This is a genomic window from Citrobacter sp. CK206 (assembly GCF_030333125.1).
Lineage (GTDB): Bacteria > Pseudomonadota > Gammaproteobacteria > Enterobacterales > Enterobacteriaceae > Citrobacter_B > Citrobacter_B koseri.
In genome coordinates, this window is record NZ_JAOWGM010000028.1 from 163,755 (window position 1) to 185,025 (window position 21,271).

Genomic DNA, 21,271 nt, shown 5'->3' on the forward strand with positions numbered 1-21,271 from the left:
ATGCCCCTGTTCCGGCTGAAAATCGATGAGACGTTGACGGCTGACCGGGTCCGCCCGCAGGGACGCGGGCGGAGGGGACGCAGGCTCGGCCCCGACCCGAAAGGCAGACGGAATAAGGCGAATAAACCGCGCAGCGGCGATTTTCCCTGCCGGAGAGCCTGGGTTGCAAGGGAGGCGGCGGCGAGCCTCCCTTGCACGTTCACAGGTGACGAGGCTCCAGATAAATGCTGAACCTAAAGTGAACGGAACAATATTTCAGAGTGAAATAATCTCCTCATAGAAAACATCCGCTACCATATGATTTTCGTATACCTTTCCCCTTTGACCGCCCAACTATTGATCCAGAACACGTCAAAAGTATGATGAATCTTTAGAATCGTCATACTCATTTAGTCGTACCTCTTTTTAATCGGGGCCACCATTTTGTCCAGACTACGCCACACACTTTTTGCGCTGCTGGCCTGTGCGTCATTCCTCGCGCATGCCGCCGCACCTGACGAGATCACCACCGCATGGCCGGTAAACGTAGGGCCGCTAAACCCGCACCTTTATACGCCTAACCAGATGTTCGCCCAGAGCATGGTGTATGAACCGCTGGTGAAGTATCAGGCGGATGGTTCAGTAAAACCCTGGCTGGCAAAAAGCTGGACCCACTCGGCAGATGGCAAAACCTGGGTGTTTACGCTGCGCGATGACGTAACCTTCTCTAACGGCGAAGCGTTTAACGCCCAGGCCGCAGCAGAGAACTTCCGCGCGGTGCTTGATAACCGCCTGCGCCATGCCTGGCTGGAGCTGACGAACCAAATCACCGACGTCAAAGCGCTGAGTAAAACCGAACTGCAAATCACCCTGAAAAGCGCCTATTATCCTTTCCTGCAAGAACTCGCCCTGCCGCGCCCTTTCCGCTTTATCGCCCCGTCCCAGTTTAAAAACAACGAAACGATGAACGGCATTAAAGCGCCTGTCGGAACCGGGCCGTGGGTTCTGAAAGCGTCGAAGCTCAACCAGTACGACGTGCTGGTACGCAATGACCACTACTGGGGCGAGAAACCCGCGATCCGCCAGATAACGATTAAAGTGATCCCGGACCCGACGACCCGCGCGGTGGCCTTTGAGACCGGCGATATTGACCTGCTGTATGGCAATGAAGGACTGCTGCCGCTCGATACCTTCGCCCGTTTCAGCCAGACGCCGGAATACCGTACCCAGCTTTCCGCGCCGGTTGAGACCGTCATGCTGGCGCTGAACTCCGCCAAAGCGCCAACCAACGAGCTGGCGGTGCGTGAAGCGCTGAACTATGCGGTAAATAAAAAATCGCTGATCGATAATGCCCTGTACGGCACCCAGCAGATCGCCGATACGCTGTTTGCCCCCTCCGTGCCTTACGCCGACATTGGCCTGAAACCACGCCAGTACGATCCCCAACAGGCTAACGCGCTGCTGGAAAAAGCGGGCTGGACATTGCCTGCCGGGAAAACCATTCGTGAAAAAGCCGGTCAGCCGCTGCACGTTGAGCTGGCCTATATCGGCACCGACGCGCTGAGCAAATCAATGGCGGAAATCATCCAGGCCGATATGCGCAAAGTGGGCGTCGATGTGTCGCTGGTAGGCGAGGAAGAGAGCAGTATTTATGCCCGTATGCGCGATGGCCGTTTCGGGATGATTTTCTCCCGCACCTGGGGCGCGCCATACGATCCGCATGCGTTTATGAGCTCAATGCGCGTACCGTCCCACGCCGATTATCAGGCGCAGCTTGGGCTGCCGGACAAAGCGCAAATTGATAAAGAAATTGGCGAGGTGCTCACCACCACCGATGAGGCGCAGCGTAAGTCTCTGTATCGCGACATCCTGACGCGTCTGCATAACGATGCGGTGTATCTGCCCATCAGCTATATGTCGATGATGGTGGTGGCGAAACCCGAGCTGGGGAAAATTCCTTATGCGCCCATCACCTCCGAGATCCCATTTGAACAGATCAACCCGGTGAAACCCTGATGCTGCGTTATATTGTGCGGCGCATTTTGCTGCTGATCCCGATGATTTTCGCCGCGTCGGTGATTATCTTTTTGATGCTGCGCATGGGCACCGGCGACCCGGCGCTCGACTATCTGCGGCTCTCTAACTTACCGCCAACGCCAGAGATGGTCGCCTCCACGCGGGTTATGCTGGGGTTGGATCAACCGCTGGTCGTGCAGTACGGCTCCTGGCTGTGGAAAGCGCTGCATCTGGATTTTGGCATCTCTTTCGCCACTCAGCGCCCGGTGCTGGAGGACGTACTGAACTTTCTGCCCGCCACGCTACAGCTGGCGGGCGCGGCGCTGGTGCTGATCCTGCTCACGTCTGTACCGCTGGGGATCTGGGCGGCGCGCCATCGTGACCGTTTGCCGGACTTCATCGTGCGGCTGATCGCGTTTCTCGGCGTATCAATGCCCAACTTCTGGCTCGCCTTCCTGCTGGTGATGTTCTTCTCGGTGTATTTAAAGTGGCTACCGGCAATGGGCTACGGCGGCTGGCAGCACATCATTCTGCCTGCGGTGTCGATTGCGTTTATGTCGCTGGCGATTAACGCCCGCCTGCTGCGCGCCAGCATGCTGGAAGTCGCCGGGCAGCGCCACGTCACATGGGCGCGTCTGCGCGGCCTGAACGCGAAACAAACCGAGCGCCGCCATATTCTGCGTAACGCGTCGCTACCCATGATTACCGCCGTCGGGATGCACATTGGCGAACTGATTGGCGGCACGATGATTATCGAAAACATCTTCGCCTGGCCGGGCGTCGGGCGCTATGCGGTGTCAGCCATTTTTAACCGCGACTACCCGGTCATTCAGTGCTTTACGCTCATTATGGTGGTGGTTTTCGTGGTCTGTAACCTGATTGTTGACCTGCTGAACGCCGCGCTGGACCCGCGCATTCGTCGCCATGAAGGAGCGCATTCGTGAATTTTTTTCTCTCTGCACGCTGGCCGGTGCGCCTGGCGCTCCTCATTATCGCTTTGCTGGCGATCATCGCGCTCACCAGCCAGTGGTGGTTGCCGTACGATCCGCAGGCGATTGATTTACCGTCACGTTTACTGTCGCCGGACAGCCAGCACTGGCTGGGCACCGACCATCTGGGACGCGATATTTTCTCCCGCCTGCTGGCGGCAACCCGCGTCTCGCTCGGTTCCGTAATCGCCTGTTTGTTGCTGGTGTTAGCGCTGGGGCTGATCGTCGGCGGCAGCGCCGGGCTGATGGGCGGTCGCGTCGATCAGTTCACCATGCGCGTCGCGGATATCTTTATGACGTTCCCGACCTCCATCCTCTCTTTTTTCCTCGTGGGCGTGTTGGGGACGGGGTTGACCAACGTCATCATCGCAATCGCCCTGTCGCACTGGGCCTGGTATGCGCGGATGGTGCGCAGCCTGGTGATCTCCCTGCGCCAGCGTGAATTTGTGCTCGCCTCGCGCCTTTCCGGCGCCGGGCATGTGCGCGTGTTTATCGACCACCTGGCCGGGGCGGTAATTCCCTCCCTGCTCGTGCTGGCGACGCTGGATATCGGCCATATGATGCTGCACGTCGCCGGGATGTCGTTCCTCGGCCTCGGCGTCACTGCGCCAACGCCGGAATGGGGCGTAATGATTAACGATGCGCGCCAGTATATCTGGACTCAGCCGCTACAGATGTTCTGGCCGGGACTGGCGCTGTTTATCAGCGTGATGGCCTTTAACATGGTGGGTGACGCCCTGCGCGATCACCTCGACCCTCATCTGGTGACGGAGCATGCCCACTGATGCCACAACAAATTGAATTACAAAACATTGTGTTGCAAGCAGACAGACCGTTGGTGCACGGCGTGTCGTTAGCGCTCAGGCGCGGGCGCGTACTGGCGCTGGTAGGCGGCAGCGGCAGCGGTAAATCGCTGACCTGCGCGGCGACGCTGGGCATCCTGCCCGCAGGCGTGCGTCAGACAGCGGGCGCCATTCTGGCCGATGGTCAGCCGATTTCCCCCTGCAAGCTGCGTGGAATTAAGGTCGCGACCATCATGCAGAACCCGCGCAGCGCCTTTAATCCGCTGCACACGATGGCGGCCCACGCAAAAGAAACCTGCCTGGCATCAGGTAAACCGGCGGATGACGCCACGCTTATCGCGGCACTGGAGGCGGTAGGTCTGGAAAATGCCGCGCGGGTGCTGAAGCTTTACCCGTTCGAGATGAGCGGCGGCATGCTGCAACGCATGATGATTGCGATGGCGCTGCTGTGTGACGCGCCGTTCATCATCGCGGACGAACCAACAACCGACCTGGACGTGGTCGCCCAGGCACGAATCCTCGATCTCCTGGAAAGCATTATGCGCAGCCGCGCGCCCGGTATGCTGCTGGTCACTCATGATATGGGCGTCGTCGCGCGACTGGCGGACGATGTGGCAGTAATGGACAACGGCAAGATCGTAGAACTGGGTGACGTTGAAACGTTATTCCGCACCCCGCAGCATAGCGTGACGCGTAATCTGGTTTCGGCGCATCTCGCGCTGTACGGTATGGAGTTAGCCTCATGACGTTACTGACGGTAAGCGGTATTTCCCATCAATACGCGCACGCTAACCTCAGCGGCAAACATCAGCATCACACGGTGCTGAAAGAGGTGTCATTAAGCCTGAAAAGCGGCGAAACCGTGGCGTTATTGGGGCGTAGCGGCTGCGGGAAAAGCACGCTTGCCCGCCTGCTGGTCGGGCTGGAATCGCCGACGCAGGGCCGCGTCTGCTGGCAGGGCGAGCCGCTCTCCACGCTTAACCGGGCCAGACAAAAAGCGTTTCGCCGTGATATCCAGATGGTGTTTCAGGACTCAATCAGCGCGGTAAACCCGCGTAAAACCGTACGCGAGATCCTGCGTGAACCGATGCGCCATTTGCTGTCGCTTTCCAGAGCCGAGCAAATCGCGCGCGCCAGCGAGATGCTGCGGGCGGTGGATCTGGACGACACGCTTCTGGATAAACGTCCGCCACAGCTGAGCGGCGGGCAATTACAGCGCGTCTGCCTGGCGCGGGCGCTGGCGGTCGAACCCAAATTACTGATTCTGGATGAAGCGGTCTCCAACCTCGATCTGGTATTGCAGGCGGGCGTCATTCGTCTGCTCAAAAAGCTGCAACAGCAGTTCGGCACCGCCTGTCTGTTTATCACCCACGATTTACGTCTGGTGGAACGTTTTTGCCACCGGGTAATGGTGATGGATGAAGGGCAGATTGTTGAGACGCGAACCGTAGGTGACACATTAACCTTTTCCTCTGACGCCGGGCGTGTGTTACAAAATGCGGTACTTCCCGCATTTCCCGTGCGCCGTCGCGCAACAGAAAAGGTTTAATTCAGATGCAACGTGTCACTATTACTCTCGATGACGATTTACTCGAAACGCTGGATAGCCTGAGCCAGCGTCGGGGTTACAACAACCGCTCCGAAGCGATTCGTGACATTCTGCGCGGCGCGCTGGCGCAGGAGGCCACGCAGGAGCACGGCACCCAGGGTTTCGCGGTGCTCTCGTATGTTTATGAGCATGAGAAACGCGATTTAGCCAGCCGCATCGTTTCCACTCAGCATCATCACCATGATTTGTCGGTGGCGACGCTGCATGTACACATTAATCACGACGACTGTCTGGAGATCGCCGTACTGAAAGGCGATATGGGCGACGTTCAGCATTTTGCCGATGACGTCATCGCCCAGCGCGGCGTGCGCCACGGTCATTTGCAGTGTTTGCCGAAAGAAGAGTGATTGCCTGTTTCGTTGCCGGGGGCGCTTCGCTTGCCCGGCCTACGTCCGTTTTCGTTGGTAGTTCACAGGCCGGATAAGGCGTAGCCGCCATCCGGCAATAATGTTTACGCCATCGTGCCAATCGTCTTTCTGAAACGCAGTAGCGCTATCAGGAAGAAAGCGCTGCCGATCGCCAGTAGCGTCAGAAACTGCGGCCAGACGATGCCAAACCCGGCGCCGCGATAAAGTATCGCCTGCGCGAGGCTGACAAAGTGAGTGGTCGGCATCGTCAGCATGATGTCCTGCACCATCTGCGGCATACTTTCACGCGGCGTGGAACCGCCGGAGAGCATCTGCAACGGCAGCAGCACCAGAATCATCAGCAGCCCCAGTTGCGGCATCGAACGCGCCAGGGTGCCCATAAAAATGCCGATAGACGTGGTGGCGAACAGGCTTAACGCGACCCCCAGCATAAACAGCGGAATGGAGCCCTCAATCGGCACGCCGAGTGCCCCCTTCACCATCAGCATCAGCGACAGCCCGGAAACCACCAGCACCACCAGCCCCATCGACCAGACCTTCGCCATCATGATCTCAAACGGGGTGATCGGCATCACCAGCAGGTGTTCAATCGTCCCGTGCTCCCGCTCACGGATCAGCGCCGAGCCGGTCAGCACAATTGCCAGCATGGTGATGTTATTAATAATCGCCATTACGCCGCCGAACCATGCCGGGTCCAGATTCGGGTTGAAGCGCATCCGGGTTTCCAGCGAGACCAGCGGCTCGCTATTGTCGCGGTAACGCGCCACAAAGCTGTTCACCTCGCCGCTGATAATGTTCTGGATATAGCTGTTGCCGGTAAACGCCTGACTCATGCGCGTCGCATCGACGTTCACCTGAATATCCGGCTGCCGCCCCGCCAGCACATCCCGTTGGAAATTGGGCGGAATATTGACGGCAAAGGTGTAACGTCCGGCATCCAGTCCGGCGTCCATCTCATCGGCGGTGATCATCTCCGGCGGCAGGAACCACGGGCGATAGAAGCTGTTCACAATGCGATTCGACAGCTGAGACTGGTCCATATCGGCAATCGCGATTGGCGCAAGGTGCAACGAACCCGGCAGAACGGTGGCGGAGGAGTACACCGAAATCGTGAAGGCAAAGACAATCAGCGTCAGCATTGCCTTATCCCCCAGCAGGCTGCGTAACTCTTTGATACCGAGGTTATAAATATTGCGTAATCGGCGCATCACCCCTCCTGTTTTTTCAGCAGCAATACGCTCAGGCCAATCACCAGCGGAATGGCGATCGCCAACGGCACGAACAGCGGCCAGAGATCCATCAGATCCAGCGCTTTCGAGAACGTACCGCGCGCGATCGTCAGAAAATGGCTGGTCGGGTAGATCTCGCCGATCCATCTCCCCGGCCCTTCCAGCGACGCCACCGGGTCGATCATCCCGGAGAACTGGGTCGCCGGGATCAGCGTAATGATCGAGGTGCCGAAAATCGCGGCGATCTGGCTTTTCATAAACGTCGAAATCAGCAGCCCCATTCCGGTGGCGATGGTGACGTAAAGCAGCGCCGCCAGGGTGAGCGTCAGGAAGCTGCCCTTATGCGGCACGCCAAAAACGGACACCGACAGCGCGCAGAGCAACAGGAAGTTCAGCATCCCCAGCGCGATGTACGGCAACTGTTTACCGAGTAAAAATTCGCTGCGGGTGGTCGGCGTCACATACAAGTTGATAATCGATCCCAGCTCTTTTTCACGCACCACGCTCAGGGCGCTGAGCATCGACGGGATCATCATCAACAGCAGCGGAATCACCGCCGGCACAATCGCTGGCAGGCTTTTCACATCCGGGTTGTAGCGATAGCGCGTTTCAATGGTCATCAGCCCGCCCTGGCTGCTGGCATTCGGCTGACGGCTCGCTACATCCTGTAGCCAGCTCTGGTGCATCGCCTGTACGTATCCCCTCACCGTTTCCGCGCGACTGGGCATTGCGCCATCCACCCACACGCCAATCTGCACCGGCGTGCCGCGGGCGATATCCCGTCCAAAATTGGGCGGAAGTTCTATCGCGACCGCCACCTCGCCCGAGCGCATACGTCGGTCAAGATCGTCATAGCTGGTGAGCGGCGACTGCTCGATAAAATAGCGAGACCCCGCCAGGTTCAACGACCAGGCCTGGCTGCTGACGGTCCGATCGCGATCGAGCACGGCAAAGCGCAGATTTTCCACATCCATGCTGATACCGTAGCCCATGATCAGCATCAAAATGACCGTCCCCAGCAAGGCCAGCGTTGACCGCACCGGATCGCGGCGCAGCTCCAGCGCTTCACGGCGGCTGTAGCTGAACAGGCGTCGCAGACTAAAGCCCTGGCGCGGCGGTTTACTCGTTTTATGCGCGTCTGGCGCGTCCGCTGGCGGCAGCGGTGATACAGGCGCTGGCCCTGCGGCTTCCTGTAACCAGGAGATAAACGCCTCTTCAAGACTGGCTGCGCCCCGCCGCTCTACCAGTTCCTGCGGCGTGCCGCTGGCAAGCACCTTTCCGGCGTGCATCAGCGACATACGGTCACAGCGTTCCGCTTCGTTCATAAAGTGGGTGGAGATAAAAATGGTCACCTTATCCTGGCGCGACAGATCCACCATCAACTGCCAGAACATATCCCTGGCGACCGGATCCACACCGGAGGTCGGCTCATCCAGAATCAGCATTTCCGGGCGATGGATCACCGCCACCGCCAGCGACAAGCGCTGGCGAATACCGAGCGGCAGCGCTTCCGGCAGCATATCTTCGACGTCAGAGAGCATAAAACGCTCGCTCATCTGCGCTACGCGCTGCGGAATCTCTGCGTCCGGGATGTGGAACAGGCGGGCATGTAGCTCCAGGTTTTGCCGCACGGTCAGCTCGCTGTAGAGTGAAAACGCCTGCGACATGTAACCCACCCGGCGGCGGGTTTCGATATCCTTCGGGTCAACCGACTGTCCGAACAGCCAGGCTTCCCCTTCGCTGGCAGGCAGCAGCCCGGTGAGCATTTTCATGGTGGTGGACTTGCCGCAGCCGTTCGAGCCCAGAAAACCAAAAATCTCTCCGCGCGGGATGCGGAAATTGACGTGATCGACGGCGACGAAATTGCCAAACCGCATGGTCAGATCTTTCGCCTCAATGGCGATCTCTTCCTGCGTCGCATCATAAGGCGGGATAACAACGGGTTTGTGCGCCTGGCGCTGCGCCTCTGGCAACAGGGCGATAAACGCCTGCTCCAGCGTGGCGCTGCCGGTTTTGTCCCGCAGTTCTTGCGCACTGCCCGTCGCCATCACTTCACCTGCGTTCATCGCCACCAGCCAGTCGAAACGCTCGGCTTCTTCCATATAGGCCGTGGCGACCAGCACGCTCATGTTAGTCTGGCGCTGACGAATGCTGTCGATCAACGCCCAGAACTGGGCGCGGGAAAGCGGGTCAACCCCGGTGGTAGGCTCGTCAAGAATCAGCAGTTCCGGGTCATGGATCAGCGCGCAGCACAGCCCCAGTTTTTGTTTCATGCCGCCCGAGAGCTTCCCCGCCGGGCGATCGCGAAACGGCGCCAGCCCGGTGCTGTTCAGCAGATCGGTAATTCGCGCTTCACGCTCCGCTTTATCATGCCCGAAGAGACGCGCGAAGAAATCGACGTTCTCATACACCGACAGCGTATGGTAGAGGTTCTTTCCCAGCCCCTGCGGCATCCAGGCTATCCGTGGGCAGACATCGCGGCGGTGCGTCGCATCGCGCATGTCGCCGCCCAGCACCCGCACATTGCCTTGCTCGATAACGCGCGCGCCGGAGATAAGCGACAGCAGGCTCGACTTACCGACGCCATCCGGGCCAATCAGCCCCACCATACAGCGAGCGGGGATATCCAGCGTGATGTTGTTCAGCGCCACCGTTGCCCCGTAATGCTGACTCACGCCGTCAAGGTGCGCCACGGGAGGAATGGGAAGACGCGCCAGGTTCGTCATTGCGGTAGCCTCACCGCCAGATCGTCAGGCCAGGGACGCTGTTCATCCAGCCGCACCCATGCCATACCCGGCAAACCGGTTTTAACGTATTCCAGATGCTGCTGTAACAGCGCTGGCGGGATACGCGCCTTCACGCGGAACATCAGCTTCAGCCGTTCATCGCTGGTTTCGACGGTTTTCGGCGTGAACTGCGCGACGCTGGCGACAAAACTGATGGTGGCCGGAATGCGCAGGCTGGGCGCGGCATCCAGCACCAGGCGCGCTTCTCCGCCAATTTTCAGCAGGCCGGCCTGCTCGGTCGGCAGGAAGAAGGTCATGTAGACATCGCTGAGATCGACCATATTCAGCACCCGACCGCCCGCAGACAGCACCTCTCCCGGTTCGGCAACGCGGTACTGGACGCGGCCATCTCGCGGCGCTTTTAATTCACTGTCATCGATGTCCGCCACAATGCGTCGCTCGGTAGCCTGCGCCGCGTCTACGCGGGTCTGCGCCTGAATAATGCTGGTGCGGGCCGCTTCAATCGCCGCTTTCGTCGCAGAGACCTGGGCTTTGGCGGATTCCAGCGCGGCGCGAGCGCTTTCGGCAGCGGCGCGATCGTCATCCAGCTGTTGAGCGGAAACCGCACCGCGCTGCGACAGCGAGCGGGAACGCACATGACGTTTGGAGACCGAATCCAGCTCTGCTTCACGCTGCTTCACCACCGACTGGGCGGCGCGCGTTTCGCTCTGGCGTTGCTCCAGCAGGGCGCGCGCGGCGGCAACCGCGCTTTCAGCCTCTTTGATTTGCGCGATGGCTTCCAGCCGCTGTTCCTGCAACACGCGGGTGTCCATCTTCGCCAGCACCTCGCCCTGGCGCACAAACTGCCCTTCCGACACCAGAATGGTGTCAATTCGACCGGCGATTTTGGTGGCAATATCGACTTCTGTTGCCTCAATTCTGCCGTTGCTGGCGGCAAAGCCATCCGGTACGCCAGCAGGACGTAGCATCCACCACGCTACGGCTGCTATTGCCACCAGGATGCCAACACTCCACCACACCAGATGACGCTTTATTTTGTCCATATCCGACCCGCCGTGATCCCTGTTAGCCAACAATGCGTGTCACAACACCCCCGAACACATGTTCAGCGGGATATTCCATCCGGGATAAGAAGGAAAAAAAGAAAATGGCCAGACGGCATGCAGGCGTCAGCGCGGCGCTCGCCGTAAAGGAAAGTGAATGACGGAAATGCTCGAAAAACGGGTACTAATGTTGTCATCATCAGCGTTCCTGGCCGTAAATGAAACACGCATACTCATATGTACTATCAATGAAATACTAACACCAATACCCGTGATGTCTATTCACTTCATTCTTTAATGGGTTTCGCTGGCTTTTATTGGCAGAGAGACAATGTGGTATATCAACCGTTGATAAACCATCTAAATTATAAACATTGTGAATGGTTAACATTCTCTATACTGGCGGCTCATTTTATCGATCTCGTTATGGCGAGGCTCCTGCACAAATATAAGTTACCGCCCTGCTGGTATCGAGAGAGACCACTCAGGGAAATACAGGCATCCATCGAATCAAGGTGTTGCCAAGGTAACTTCTGACGGCGTAAACACCGGACAGATACGTTGTGCAGTGCTAAAACCAGGACGTAGGGATCTGCCTGTGCTCATCCTGTCTTGTTCGCCCCTATGAGAGCTTTTTATAGGGAATTACATCAATGTCATCCATCCACGTTTGCAACGCACATCACCCGGCTCCGGCTTTTGACGGCGATGCTATCGCGCAATATATGCGTACCGATTTTATTACGCTGCCGGATCATCTCAGCGTTCACGAGGCGCGTGAATTCTTTGTGTCGCAACTCACCTCAGATGATATTCCCGGCCAGGTGTTTGTGGTTGCGGAAAAACAGCTGCGCGGGGTTTTATCCATCAAGAAACTTTTACAGGCAAGCGACACGGCGCAATCTATCCACGCCTTAATGGACAGTTGCCTGTTTCGCGTCAAACCCGACGACGAACGTCCACACATCATTGCCGAGCTGACCGAACGCCAGCTCGATCTGGTGCCGGTCGTCGATAAAGGCGAGCTGGTCGGCTGCCTGATGGAAAAAGAGATTGCCCATCTTCTGGAAGATGACGTCACTGAAGACGTGCAGCGCCAGGGGGCGACGCTGCCGCTGGAGAAACCGTATCTGGACATCAGCCCGTGGACGCTGTGGAAGAAACGTTCTGTGTGGCTACTGTTGCTGTTTGTGGCGGAAGCCTATACCAGTAGCGTACTGCAACATTTCGAAGAGGCGCTGGAGTCAGCGATTGCGCTGGCCTTCTTCATCCCCCTGCTGATTGGCACCGGCGGCAACAGCGGTACGCAAATAACCTCTACGCTGGTACGCGCAATGGCGCTGGGCGAAGTGCGGCTGCGCGACATGGGGCGGGTCATTCGCAAAGAGGCGTCGACCTCGCTGCTGATCGCCATAACGCTGGGCCTGGCGGGTTGTCTGCGCGCCTGGATGATGGGTATCGGCGTAGAAATCACGCTGATCGTCAGCCTGACGCTGGTATGCATTACGCTGTGGAGCGCGGTGGTGTCATCGGTGATCCCGATGGTGCTCAAGCGCATCGGCATCGACCCTGCGGTGGTCTCCGCGCCGTTTATCGCCACGCTGATCGACGGCACCGGACTGATTATCTACTTTAAAATCGCCCAGTATTTTCTTGGCCTGAACTGACAACTGCGCCCGACCGCTCTCTGGTCGGGCAAACCCGTTATCCTTCGCTCAGCGCCTGCGCGCATGCCCACGCGCTCGACCAGGCCCACTGGAAGTTGTAGCCCCCCAGCCAACCGGTGACATCCATCACCTCGCCGATAAAATAAAGTCCCGGCACTTTTCGGGCCTCCATCGTGCGCGAAGAAAGTTCATCGGTGTTCACGCCGCCAAGCGTCACTTCCGCCGTGCGATAGCCTTCCGTACCGTTAGGCTGTACGCGCCATTCGGTCAGCGTTTCAATCAGCGCTTGCTGCTCGCGTGCGTTCAACTGTTTCAGGGAAACATCCGGGATCTGCCCAAGCTGCTGTAAACATTCCACCAGGCGCTTCGGCAACTGCATCGCCAGCGTATTTTTCAGGCTTTGATTCGGGTGCGCGCAACGTTGTTCATTGAGGAAATCATCAGGATCGACCTCCGGCAGCAAATTGATGCTGACAAATTCGCCGGGCTGCCAGAAACTCGAAATCTGTAAAACCGCCGGGCCTGACAGCCCACGGTGGGTAAAGAGCAGATTTTCACGGAATACCGTACCGTCCTGCGCCGCGATCACCGCAGGCACCGAAACGCCGGATAACACCTGAAGCTGCTCCAGCAGCGGTTTATGCAACGTGAAGGGCACCAGCCCGGCGCGGGTCGGCAGGACATCCAGACCAAACTGTTCAGCAATTTTATAACCCAACGGCGACGCGCCCAGACCCGGCATGGAGAGACCGCCCGTGGCGATCACCACTTTTTTCGCCGCGACCGTCATGCCGTTCAGTTCCAGGGTAAACCCTTCGTCATCACGCGCAATACTGAGCACTTCGCTGCGCAGGCGCATCGTCACGTTGCCCTTTGCGCATTCCGCCACCAGCATATCGACAATTTGCTGCGCAGAGTCGTCGCAGAACAGCTGGCCAAGCGTCTTTTCATGCCAGGCGATGCCGTGTTTGCCCACCAGATCGATAAAGTCCCACTGGGTGTAACGCGCCAGCGCCGATTTGCAGAAATGGGGGTTCTGGCTCAGATAGGCAGCAGGTTCGACATACAGATTCGTAAAGTTGCAGCGCCCGCCGCCGGACATCAGGATCTTACGCCCCGGTTTTTTACCATTATCGACGAGCAGCACGCGGCGCCCCGCCTGACCGGCCTGCGCCGCACAGAACATACCCGCCGCGCCAGCGCCTATAATAACGGCATCAAACCTTTCCACTTTGCGATCCTCTCTGAAAACAGGGCGTGAATTGTAAAGATTCCTCAGTGGTCGCACCAGCGACAAAATCAATGGATATGAGTATTTAATTGAATTCTATAAGATAATTCTTTAGTGGCATGACATTAAGCAGGCGTTATATCAAAAAAAGTCTATATTTCACTTTGCCCGCGCCGCGAAAGTCACTGATAATGCGCCGCGTTCATGTCCTCAAAATGGCGTAACGTCCTATGCTACATTTGTTTGCTGGCCTGGATTTACATACCGGGCTTTTATTATTGCTTGCTCTGGCTTTTGTGCTGTTCTACGAAGCGATTAACGGCTTCCATGATACAGCCAACGCAGTGGCAACCGTGATTTATACCCGTGCGATGCGTTCGCAACTGGCGGTTGTTATGGCTGCGGTCTTTAACTTCTTTGGCGTTCTACTGGGCGGTCTGAGTGTAGCCTATGCCATCGTGCATATGTTGCCTACGGATTTGCTGCTTAACATGGGTTCCGCACATGGCCTCGCTATGGTGTTCTCTATGTTGCTGGCGGCCATTATCTGGAACCTCGGTACATGGTACTTTGGTCTGCCTGCCTCCAGTTCCCATACGCTGATTGGCGCCATCATTGGTATCGGTTTAACCAATGCAATGATGACCGGCACTTCAGTGGTGGATGCGCTAAATATACCTAAAGTTATCAATATCTTTGGGTCATTGATTGTCTCCCCTATCGTAGGCCTGGTGTTTGCTGGCGGTCTGATCTTTTTGCTGCGTCGCTACTGGAGCGGCACTAAAAAGCGCGCACGTATCCACCTGACCCCTGCTGAACGTGAAAAGAAAGACGGTAAGAAAAAGCCGCCATTCTGGACGCGTATCGCACTTATCCTCTCGGCTATCGGCGTGGCGTTCTCTCATGGCGCTAACGATGGTCAGAAAGGCATTGGTCTGGTCATGCTGGTTCTGATTGGCGTGGCGCCTGCGGGCTTCGTCGTCAATATGAACGCATCCGGCTATGAAATTACCCGTACCCGCGACGCCATCAACAACGTCGAAACGTACTTCCAGCAGCACCCTGATCTGCTGAAAAAAGTCACCGGCGTGGATCAGCTGATTCCCGCACCGGAACCGGGCGCGACAGAACCCGCAGAGTTCCATTGCCACCCGGCGAATACCATCAACGCGCTTGATCGCGCGAAAGGTATGCTGGCGAATCTGGAAAGCTACGACACGTTAAGCGTTGACCAGCGTAGCCAGCTGCGTCGCATTATGCTGTGCATCTCCGACACGACCGATAAAGTCGTGAAGCTGCCTGGCGTAAGCAATGACGACCAGCGTCTGCTGAAAAAACTGAAAACCGATATGCTGAGCACCATTGAGTACGCGCCGATCTGGATCATCATGGCCGTCGCGCTGGCGCTGGGTATTGGCACCATGATCGGCTGGCGCCGCGTGGCGACCACCATCGGTGAGAAGATTGGTAAGAAAGGCATGACCTATGCGCAAGGGATGTCGGCGCAGATGACGGCCGCAGTCTCTATCGGTCTCGCCAGCTACACCGGTATGCCGGTATCCACCACACACGTCCTTTCTTCCTCCGTCGCGGGGACAATGGTTGTGGACGGTGGCGGTCTACAGCGCAAAACGGTCACCAGCATTCTGATGGCCTGGGTGTTTACCCTGCCAGCGGCGATTATTCTGTCCGGCGTGCTGTACTGGATCTCGCTGAAGATTATCTAAGCGCGACCGTGCCGGATGGCGGCGATGCCTTATCCGGCCTACAAAAACGCAGCACGTAGGCCTTAAAGCGACGCGCCATCAGGCAAAGGAATGCAGAATCAACCGTATTGAGCGGGTCAGGAAACTGACCCGCTTTTTTTGCTCAGTGCCAAATCAACAGCGCAACCATACTGATCAGCACCAGACCGCATAATGCGCTGGTGAGGATGAACTGGCCGCGAACGCGTTCACAACGGCGGATGAATTCATCATCGTGGTGATCGCGATAACGTTGCGCGTAGATATACCACACCAGACGCATCTGTTTGTTGGGTTGACCATGCGAGGTAAAGAAGCCACCTCCATCCACATATTGGTAGAGCAATGGATCGCAACCACGCAGTACCACTAACAGCGCGCGTAACGATGAGAAATAGCGCGCCATATTAACAATGCAAACGACACATAAAGCCCAGAATAATGCGACGGTGCTTATCATACCTCCTCCCCGGCGACCCGCCCACGGAGCTCCTCTCCGGGACTACCGCTCCCCCGATACTCAGCCAGACAGTTCAGTGAAAGAGTCCTGCTAAACCGTTCACGCCAGTGCCCTGCATCCGAACGGCTCTATTAAATAGTGTAGGAGATCAGTTAATTTTTTTGCCAGAAGGTTAACCGCTATCAATGCAATTAACTGAAAATTTTGTTTAACTGATTGGCAAGCAAGGCGGATTGACGGATTATCCAGGTCGCTATAATGTAAGGATAGTCTTTACATTCACTTCTCGGCTGGGCTAGCCCCGCGCTGTAGTTCGCAGGACGCGGGTGACGCGGCGGCACAAGAAACGCTAGCTGGCTAGTCATCGACAACTTATGGAAGGAGTAACACTATGGCTTACAAACACATTCTCATCGCGGTTGACCTTTCCCCGGAAAGTAAAGTTCTGGTAGAAAAAGCGGTTTCAATGGCGCGTCCTTACAACGCGAAAGTCTCTCTTATCCACGTTGATGTCAATTACTCTGACCTGTACACCGGCCTGATCGACGTGAATCTGGGCGATATGCAAAAACGCATCTCTGAAGAAACACACCATGCGCTGACCGAACTTTCCACCAATGCCGGTTACCCTATCACCGAAACCCTGAGCGGCAGCGGCGATCTGGGTCAGGTACTGGTTGACGCGATCAAAAAATACGATATGGATCTGGTCGTTTGTGGTCATCATCAGGACTTCTGGAGCAAACTGATGTCTTCAGCACGCCAGCTGATTAATACCGTGCATGTCGACATGCTGATTGTTCCGCTGCGCGACGAAGAAGAGTAAGTTCCTGTTGTGCCGGATGGCGGCTGACGCCTTATCCGGCCAGACATTCATCAGCCCGATATACACAGCGCCCGCCAATGCGGGCGTTTTTGTTTATGCCTTCCCTCGAACACATTCCAGTACAACATTCCAGGCCACAAATCATAATTAGTGTGATCAACTAATTAGATCGAAAACCATCTCTATAATAATCTATTCATTCGGTTAATGACCGCAGTCTATAACAGAGTCAGACTTTTTCGGCGCGTTTTGGCATACGCGTTCATACTTTTCGGGATGGCATTGAAAGGCGAAGGAATATGAATACAACTGCACCTACGGGCTTGCTACAGCAACCCCGTCCGTTCTTCATGATCTTTTTTGTAGAATTATGGGAGCGATTCGGCTATTACGGCGTCCAGGGCATCCTGGCGGTTTTCTTTGTTAAACAGCTTGGCTTCTCTCAGGAACAGGCATTTATCACCTTTGGCGCATTTGCCGCACTGGTGTACGGCCTGATATCCATTGGCGGCTACGTTGGCGATCACCTGCTGGGAACTAAGCGTACCCTGGTACTGGGGGCGATTGTCCTGGCGATCGGCTACTTCATGACCGGGTTATCGTTACTGAAACCGAACCTGATTTTTATCGCGCTAGGGACGATTGCCGTCGGTAACGGGCTGTTTAAAGCCAACCCTGCGAGCCTGCTGTCCAAGTGTTACCTGCCCAAAGACCCCCGTCTGGACGGCGCGTTCACCCTGTTTTATATGTCGATTAACATCGGGTCGCTGCTGTCGCTCTCCCTCGCCCCGGTCATCGCCGACAAATTCGGCTATGCCGTTACCTATAACCTGTGCGGCGCCGGGCTGATTGTCGCGCTGCTGGTCTACTTCGCCTGTCGCGGCATGGTGAAAGATATCGGTTCAGAGCCAGACCATAAGCCGCTGAGCTTCCGTAATCTGCTCGCCGTACTGATCGGCACCGTCGCCATGATTTTCCTCTGCGCCTGGCTGATGCATAACGTAAAAATCGCCAACCTGGTGCTGATCGTCCTGTCGATTGTGGTCATCATTTTCTTCTTCCGTGAAGCGTTTCGTCTGGATAAAACCGGACGCAACAAAATGTTCGTCGCTTTTATCCTGATGCTTGAAGCGGTGCTGTTTTATATTCTGTACGCACAGATGCCTACATCGCTGAATTTCTTCGCAATCAATAACGTACATCACGATATTCTCGGTTTTACCATTAACCCGGTCAGCTTCCAGGCGCTGAACCCATTCTGGGTGGTGGTTGCCAGCCCGGTACTGGCGGCGATTTACACGCGTCTGGGGAGCAAAGGCAAAGATCTGACCATGCCGATGAAGTTTACGCTGGGCATGTTCCTCTGTTCGCTGGGCTTTCTGACCGCCGCCGCCGCAGGCATGTGGTTTGCCGATGCGCAGGGGCTGACTTCACCGTGGTTTATCGTGCTGGTGTACCTGTTCCAGAGTCTGGGTGAGTTGCTGATTAGCGCCCTGGGGCTGGCGATGGTTGCCGCGCTGGTGCCTCAGCACCTGATGGGCTTTATTCTCGGGATGTGGTTCCTGACGCAGGCGGCGGCTTTCCTGCTAGGCGGCTATGTCGCAACCTTCACCGCCGTACCGGAAAACATCACCGACTCGCTCCAGACGCTGCCTATCTACACCGGCGTGTTCAGCAAAATAGGCCTCGTCACACTGGCGGTCACCGTTGTGATGGCGATTATGGTGCCGTGGTTGAACCGGATGATTAATACGCCGGATAGCAGTAAATAAGCGTCAACTTTTAGTTCTGACCGCGAGTAACATCGCGGTTTTTTTATCTGTTAACTCTTACGATGTAAGAGTATAATTTGAACAAACAGGTCATCATGGACGGACATGACCATGAACTACATTGAATTTATTGAGACTTCTGTCTTTGCCCGCCAGCGGGAAACGCTGCTCACCGAGGATGAATATCGCGCATTTCAGGAAATGCTCATTATAAACCCGCTGGAAGGTGATTTAATTCAGGGTACAGGTGGTTGCAGGAAAGTTCGTTTTGCTCCAGCAAGCCACTGTAAGGGCAAAAGCGGCGGGATTCGTAGTATTTACTATTTTCAAAATAGCGAAGGGCGTATCTGGCTTTTCATGGCTTACCCTAAGAACAAAAAGGATAGTCTGAGCGGCGAAGAAAAAAACGCCCTCAAATCCATCATTCACCAACTAAAAGAGGGCTCGTTATGAACGATTTCTTTAAAGATCTGATGGAATCTGCAAGCGAGGCCGTTGAAATCAGCCAGGGTCGCAAACCTGCTGCCCGAATCACCCGATATGAACTTCCAGATGTCAAAGCTATCAGGAAGAAAGCCAATATGAAGCAGAATGAGTTTGCACAGGCAATAGGCGTCTCATCTTCCCTGATTCAGGCCTGGGAGCAGAAGAGGCGTATCCCTACCGGAACTTATCTTAAGGTTCTTCGGGTGATAGAGCGTAATCCAGAGATGGTTAATCTTTTCAAAACAGTCTAATCGCAACATAGTCCGATAAGCACAGCGCTATCGGACATAGCCGCATCCGGCCTGCGTTCGGGCATTTACCCTTTACGCGCGTCAATCCATTCCTGCACTTCAACCACAAAGGTCTCTGGCGCTTTGCGGTACATCTTACGCGCCAGATCGAGAATGGTATGCTGCCCTAACGCTTCTTCCATACGCTGCTGCGCCATGTCCATTACCGAGCGCACGCCGCAGATACCTTCGCAGGCCCACGCCGGAGGTTGCTCATCAAAAACAGCCAGACGCTGGCGAATTTCACGGCATTCAAAGATGCGCTTGTCACCGTCAATGGCGTTGACCACATCCAGCACCGTGATGTGTTCGGCAGGCCTGGCGAGCTGAAAACCACCGCCTTTGCCTTCGATGCTGCGCACCAGGCCCGCTTTCGACAGACGGGTAAAAATCTTGGCCAGATAGTCGTAGGGCACGCTTTGCAGGTCAGCAATTTCGCGAACGCTCATATCGCGGGCGTCGCCTTTGCTGTCCACCATACACATCAGGCTATGGATGCCGTACTCAACCCCGGAACTGTAGAATGCCATGCTCTTATCTCAGCCAAAATAATTCTGAGTTATTGTAGCTTTTTCGACAGGCGCTTGCCAGACAGAGAACCACAGCACATTAGGAATTAAAATTTAATTCATTATTTATCATAATGATAACCAACAGATCTGGATCATTTTCCACCGGATCGCACAAATGACATTGCATTCATTAACTACGACCAATAAAATCCGAGTAAATAACTTCATCGTTAACATTGAGTGCAACCTAAATGCGTAAACAAATTCTGATCGTTGGTGCAGGTTTTTCCGGGATGTGGGCCGCGCTGAGCGCCGCCCGTCTGGCAGATAAACACCAGAATGACACAATTGATATCACCGTTATCGCCCCACAACCCGAACTTCGCGTACGCCCTCGCTTTTATGAAAATGCCGTCCAGACGCTGGTCGCTCCCCTGCAACCGCTGTTCGACGAAACCGGCGTCAACTTCCTGCGCGGGACGGTTGCGCAGATCCTTCCCGACTCAAAAGAGGTGAGCTGGGCGGATGCCTCTGGCAAAACGCACTTGCATCGCTACGACCGTTTGATTCTGGCAAGCGGCAGCCACGTTAACCGTTCACTCGTAACGGGCGCAGATGCGCATGCGTTCGATCTGGATCAACTGGAAAGCGCCGCCGTACTGGAGCAGCACCTGAAGGATCTGGCGAACAAAGAAGAAAGCGACGCGCGCAATACCGTTGTTGTTTGCGGCGGCGGCTTTACCGGGATCGAGATGGCGCTGGAGTTGCCTGGCCGTTTGCGTGATATTCTCGGCGCTGATGCTAAGACCAGAGTAGTCGTAGTTGAACGCGGCCCGCAGCCTGGCGCTCGCTACAGCGAAGAACTGCGCAACGTGATTATCGAAGCGTCGGCAGAACTGGGCGTGGAGTGGCTGGTGAATACAGAAGTGGAAAGCGTAGACGCAACGGGCATCACGCTGAAAGACGGGCAAACCATCGCGTCGCAAACCGTCATCTGGACCGTCGGCGTTCAGGCGAACGATCTGACCGGGCAGATTGACGCTCCGCGCGACCGTCAGGGGCGTTTACATGTGAACGCTCAGCTTCAGGTGGTGGGTCACGATGACATTTATGCCACTGGCGATGTGGCGTACGCCGCAACCGATGACAAAGGCAACCATGCGTTAATGACCTGCCAGCACGCGATTCTGCTGGGCAAGTTTGCCGGGAATAACGCGGCCGCTGACCTGCTGGAGGTCGCTCCTCTGCCGTATCGTCAGGAAAACTATGTCACCTGTCTGGATCTTGGCGCATGGGGCGCGGTCTACACCGAAGGCTGGGATCAGCAGGTAAAACTGACGCGTGCGGAAGCGAAAAAACTCAAGCTGTCGATTGTCAGCGAGCTGATCTATCCACCGAAGGCCGACAGAGCCGTGGCGTTTGAGATTGCCGATCCGCTGGCGCCGTTTGTTTAGTCAGCCTTGCCGGATGGCGGCATACCCTGCATGAACCGTAGGCCC

General features: G+C 56.2%; 19 protein-coding genes and 1 riboswitch. Of the genes, 13 read left to right on the top strand and 6 right to left on the bottom strand.

The window, feature by feature from the left end:
- Window positions 1-420 precede the first annotated feature (420 nt).
- From nikA to nikR, 6 genes are read left to right on the top strand one after another with little or no spacing between them, the layout of a single operon-like run.
- Window positions 421-1,995 (top strand): nickel ABC transporter substrate-binding protein, encoded by a 1,575-nt coding sequence (nikA, locus tag OGX81_RS13380; protein WP_104868072.1) that lies wholly within the window; start codon window positions 421-423, stop codon window positions 1,993-1,995.
- On the top strand, window positions 1,995-2,939 hold the full coding sequence (nikB, locus tag OGX81_RS13385; RefSeq protein ID WP_012135612.1) for a nickel ABC transporter permease subunit NikB: 945 nt from the start codon (window positions 1,995-1,997) through the stop codon (window positions 2,937-2,939). The genes nikA and nikB overlap by 1 nt, the downstream gene beginning before the upstream one ends.
- The gene (gene nikC / locus OGX81_RS13390; protein WP_012135613.1) at window positions 2,936-3,769 is read left to right on the top strand and encodes a nickel ABC transporter permease subunit NikC; all 834 of its coding nucleotides are present in this window, start codon (window positions 2,936-2,938) and stop codon (window positions 3,767-3,769) included. Before nikB ends, nikC begins: the two co-directional genes overlap by 4 nt.
- Entirely contained in the window at window positions 3,769-4,533 is a 765-nt protein-coding gene (gene nikD / locus OGX81_RS13395) for a nickel import ATP-binding protein NikD (RefSeq protein WP_104868071.1), read from the top strand. The genes nikC and nikD overlap by 1 nt, the downstream gene beginning before the upstream one ends.
- The gene (nikE, locus tag OGX81_RS13400; protein ID WP_104868070.1) at window positions 4,530-5,336 is read left to right on the top strand and encodes a nickel import ATP-binding protein NikE; all 807 of its coding nucleotides are present in this window, start codon (window positions 4,530-4,532) and stop codon (window positions 5,334-5,336) included. The genes nikD and nikE overlap by 4 nt, the downstream gene beginning before the upstream one ends.
- A gap of 5 nt (window positions 5,337-5,341) precedes the next feature.
- Window positions 5,342-5,743, top strand: coding sequence for a nickel-responsive transcriptional regulator NikR (gene nikR / locus OGX81_RS13405; protein ID WP_012135616.1), 402 nt, complete (start codon window positions 5,342-5,344; stop codon window positions 5,741-5,743).
- A 104-nt stretch (window positions 5,744-5,847) separates the two neighbouring features.
- On the opposite strand, the gene OGX81_RS13410 is transcribed toward nikR, so the two are convergent.
- From OGX81_RS13410 to OGX81_RS13420, 3 genes are read right to left on the bottom strand one after another with little or no spacing between them, the layout of a single operon-like run.
- Window positions 5,848-6,972, bottom strand: a complete 1,125-nt coding sequence (locus OGX81_RS13410) for an ABC transporter permease (RefSeq protein ID WP_049011518.1) — start codon at window positions 6,970-6,972, stop codon at window positions 5,848-5,850.
- Window positions 6,972-9,719: a ribosome-associated ATPase/putative transporter RbbA gene (rbbA, locus tag OGX81_RS13415; protein ID WP_104868069.1), complete on the bottom strand. Its 2,748-nt coding sequence runs from the start codon at window positions 9,717-9,719 to the stop codon at window positions 6,972-6,974. The genes OGX81_RS13410 and rbbA overlap by 1 nt, the downstream gene beginning before the upstream one ends.
- Window positions 9,716-10,783 carry an HlyD family secretion protein gene (locus tag OGX81_RS13420; protein WP_012135621.1) on the bottom strand — a complete coding sequence of 356 codons (1,068 nt, stop codon included), beginning with the start codon at window positions 10,781-10,783 and terminating at the stop codon, window positions 9,716-9,718. Before OGX81_RS13420 ends, rbbA begins: the two co-directional genes overlap by 4 nt.
- A 413-nt stretch (window positions 10,784-11,196) precedes the next feature.
- A riboswitch (M-box (ykoK) riboswitch) is annotated at window positions 11,197-11,380 on the top strand.
- Between the two features lie 56 nt (window positions 11,381-11,436).
- Between OGX81_RS13420 and OGX81_RS13425 the strand changes: the two genes are divergently transcribed.
- Window positions 11,437-12,450 (top strand): magnesium transporter, encoded by a 1,014-nt coding sequence (locus OGX81_RS13425; RefSeq protein ID WP_104868068.1) that lies wholly within the window; start codon window positions 11,437-11,439, stop codon window positions 12,448-12,450.
- Between the two features lie 37 nt (window positions 12,451-12,487).
- On the opposite strand, the gene OGX81_RS13430 is transcribed toward OGX81_RS13425, so the two are convergent.
- Window positions 12,488-13,681: a BaiN/RdsA family NAD(P)/FAD-dependent oxidoreductase gene (locus tag OGX81_RS13430; protein WP_104868067.1), complete on the bottom strand. Its 1,194-nt coding sequence runs from the start codon at window positions 13,679-13,681 to the stop codon at window positions 12,488-12,490.
- Between the two features lie 230 nt (window positions 13,682-13,911).
- Between OGX81_RS13430 and pitA the strand changes: the two genes are divergently transcribed.
- Window positions 13,912-15,408 (top strand): inorganic phosphate transporter PitA, encoded by a 1,497-nt coding sequence (pitA, locus tag OGX81_RS13435; protein ID WP_012135626.1) that lies wholly within the window; start codon window positions 13,912-13,914, stop codon window positions 15,406-15,408.
- A gap of 142 nt (window positions 15,409-15,550) precedes the next feature.
- Here pitA and uspB read toward each other — a convergent pair whose 3' ends face one another.
- Window positions 15,551-15,886 (bottom strand): universal stress protein UspB, encoded by a 336-nt coding sequence (uspB, locus tag OGX81_RS13440; protein ID WP_012135627.1) that lies wholly within the window; start codon window positions 15,884-15,886, stop codon window positions 15,551-15,553.
- Between the two features lie 391 nt (window positions 15,887-16,277).
- On the opposite strand from uspB, the gene uspA reads away from it, so the two are divergent.
- From uspA to nadS, 4 genes are all read left to right on the top strand, one after another.
- Complete coding sequence (gene uspA / locus OGX81_RS13445) at window positions 16,278-16,712, top strand: universal stress protein UspA (RefSeq protein WP_000323571.1); 435 nt, start codon at window positions 16,278-16,280, stop codon at window positions 16,710-16,712.
- 299 nt (window positions 16,713-17,011) lie between these two features.
- The gene (gene dtpB / locus OGX81_RS13450; protein ID WP_104868066.1) at window positions 17,012-18,484 is read left to right on the top strand and encodes a dipeptide/tripeptide permease DtpB; all 1,473 of its coding nucleotides are present in this window, start codon (window positions 17,012-17,014) and stop codon (window positions 18,482-18,484) included.
- A 111-nt stretch (window positions 18,485-18,595) separates the two neighbouring features.
- Window positions 18,596-18,937 (top strand): type II toxin-antitoxin system RelE/ParE family toxin, encoded by a 342-nt coding sequence (locus tag OGX81_RS13455; protein ID WP_308385090.1) that lies wholly within the window; start codon window positions 18,596-18,598, stop codon window positions 18,935-18,937.
- Window positions 18,934-19,221, top strand: a complete 288-nt coding sequence (nadS, locus tag OGX81_RS13460) for a NadS family protein (RefSeq protein WP_058668245.1) — start codon at window positions 18,934-18,936, stop codon at window positions 19,219-19,221. Before OGX81_RS13455 ends, nadS begins: the two co-directional genes overlap by 4 nt.
- Window positions 19,222-19,286: 65 nt before the next feature.
- Here nadS and OGX81_RS13465 read toward each other — a convergent pair whose 3' ends face one another.
- Window positions 19,287-19,790: an RrF2 family transcriptional regulator gene (locus tag OGX81_RS13465; protein ID WP_012135633.1), complete on the bottom strand. Its 504-nt coding sequence runs from the start codon at window positions 19,788-19,790 to the stop codon at window positions 19,287-19,289.
- Window positions 19,791-20,023: 233 nt separating this feature from the next.
- Here OGX81_RS13465 and OGX81_RS13470 point away from each other — a divergent pair, with 233 nt between their 5' ends.
- The gene (locus OGX81_RS13470; RefSeq protein WP_012135635.1) at window positions 20,024-21,226 is read left to right on the top strand and encodes an NAD(P)/FAD-dependent oxidoreductase; all 1,203 of its coding nucleotides are present in this window, start codon (window positions 20,024-20,026) and stop codon (window positions 21,224-21,226) included.
- Window positions 21,227-21,271: the final 45 nt, after the last annotated feature.

Coding starts and splice junctions, on each gene's coding strand:
- dtpB (WP_104868066.1), top strand. CDS start 17,012: ATGAATACAACTGCACCTACGGGCTTGCTACAGCAACCCCGTCCGTTC.
- rbbA (WP_104868069.1), bottom strand. CDS start 9,719: ATGACGAACCTGGCGCGTCTTCCCATTCCTCCCGTGGCGCACCTTGAC.
- OGX81_RS13425 (WP_104868068.1), top strand. CDS start 11,437: ATGTCATCCATCCACGTTTGCAACGCACATCACCCGGCTCCGGCTTTT.
- uspB (WP_012135627.1), bottom strand. CDS start 15,886: ATGATAAGCACCGTCGCATTATTCTGGGCTTTATGTGTCGTTTGCATT.
- nikE (WP_104868070.1), top strand. CDS start 4,530: ATGACGTTACTGACGGTAAGCGGTATTTCCCATCAATACGCGCACGCT.
- nadS (WP_058668245.1), top strand. CDS start 18,934: ATGAACGATTTCTTTAAAGATCTGATGGAATCTGCAAGCGAGGCCGTT.
- OGX81_RS13420 (WP_012135621.1), bottom strand. CDS start 10,783: ATGGACAAAATAAAGCGTCATCTGGTGTGGTGGAGTGTTGGCATCCTG.
- OGX81_RS13410 (WP_049011518.1), bottom strand. CDS start 6,972: ATGCGCCGATTACGCAATATTTATAACCTCGGTATCAAAGAGTTACGC.
- nikR (WP_012135616.1), top strand. CDS start 5,342: ATGCAACGTGTCACTATTACTCTCGATGACGATTTACTCGAAACGCTG.
- pitA (WP_012135626.1), top strand. CDS start 13,912: ATGCTACATTTGTTTGCTGGCCTGGATTTACATACCGGGCTTTTATTA.
- OGX81_RS13455 (WP_308385090.1), top strand. CDS start 18,596: ATGAACTACATTGAATTTATTGAGACTTCTGTCTTTGCCCGCCAGCGG.
- nikD (WP_104868071.1), top strand. CDS start 3,769: ATGCCACAACAAATTGAATTACAAAACATTGTGTTGCAAGCAGACAGA.
- nikB (WP_012135612.1), top strand. CDS start 1,995: ATGCTGCGTTATATTGTGCGGCGCATTTTGCTGCTGATCCCGATGATT.
- OGX81_RS13465 (WP_012135633.1), bottom strand. CDS start 19,790: ATGGCATTCTACAGTTCCGGGGTTGAGTACGGCATCCATAGCCTGATG.
- uspA (WP_000323571.1), top strand. CDS start 16,278: ATGGCTTACAAACACATTCTCATCGCGGTTGACCTTTCCCCGGAAAGT.
- OGX81_RS13470 (WP_012135635.1), top strand. CDS start 20,024: ATGCGTAAACAAATTCTGATCGTTGGTGCAGGTTTTTCCGGGATGTGG.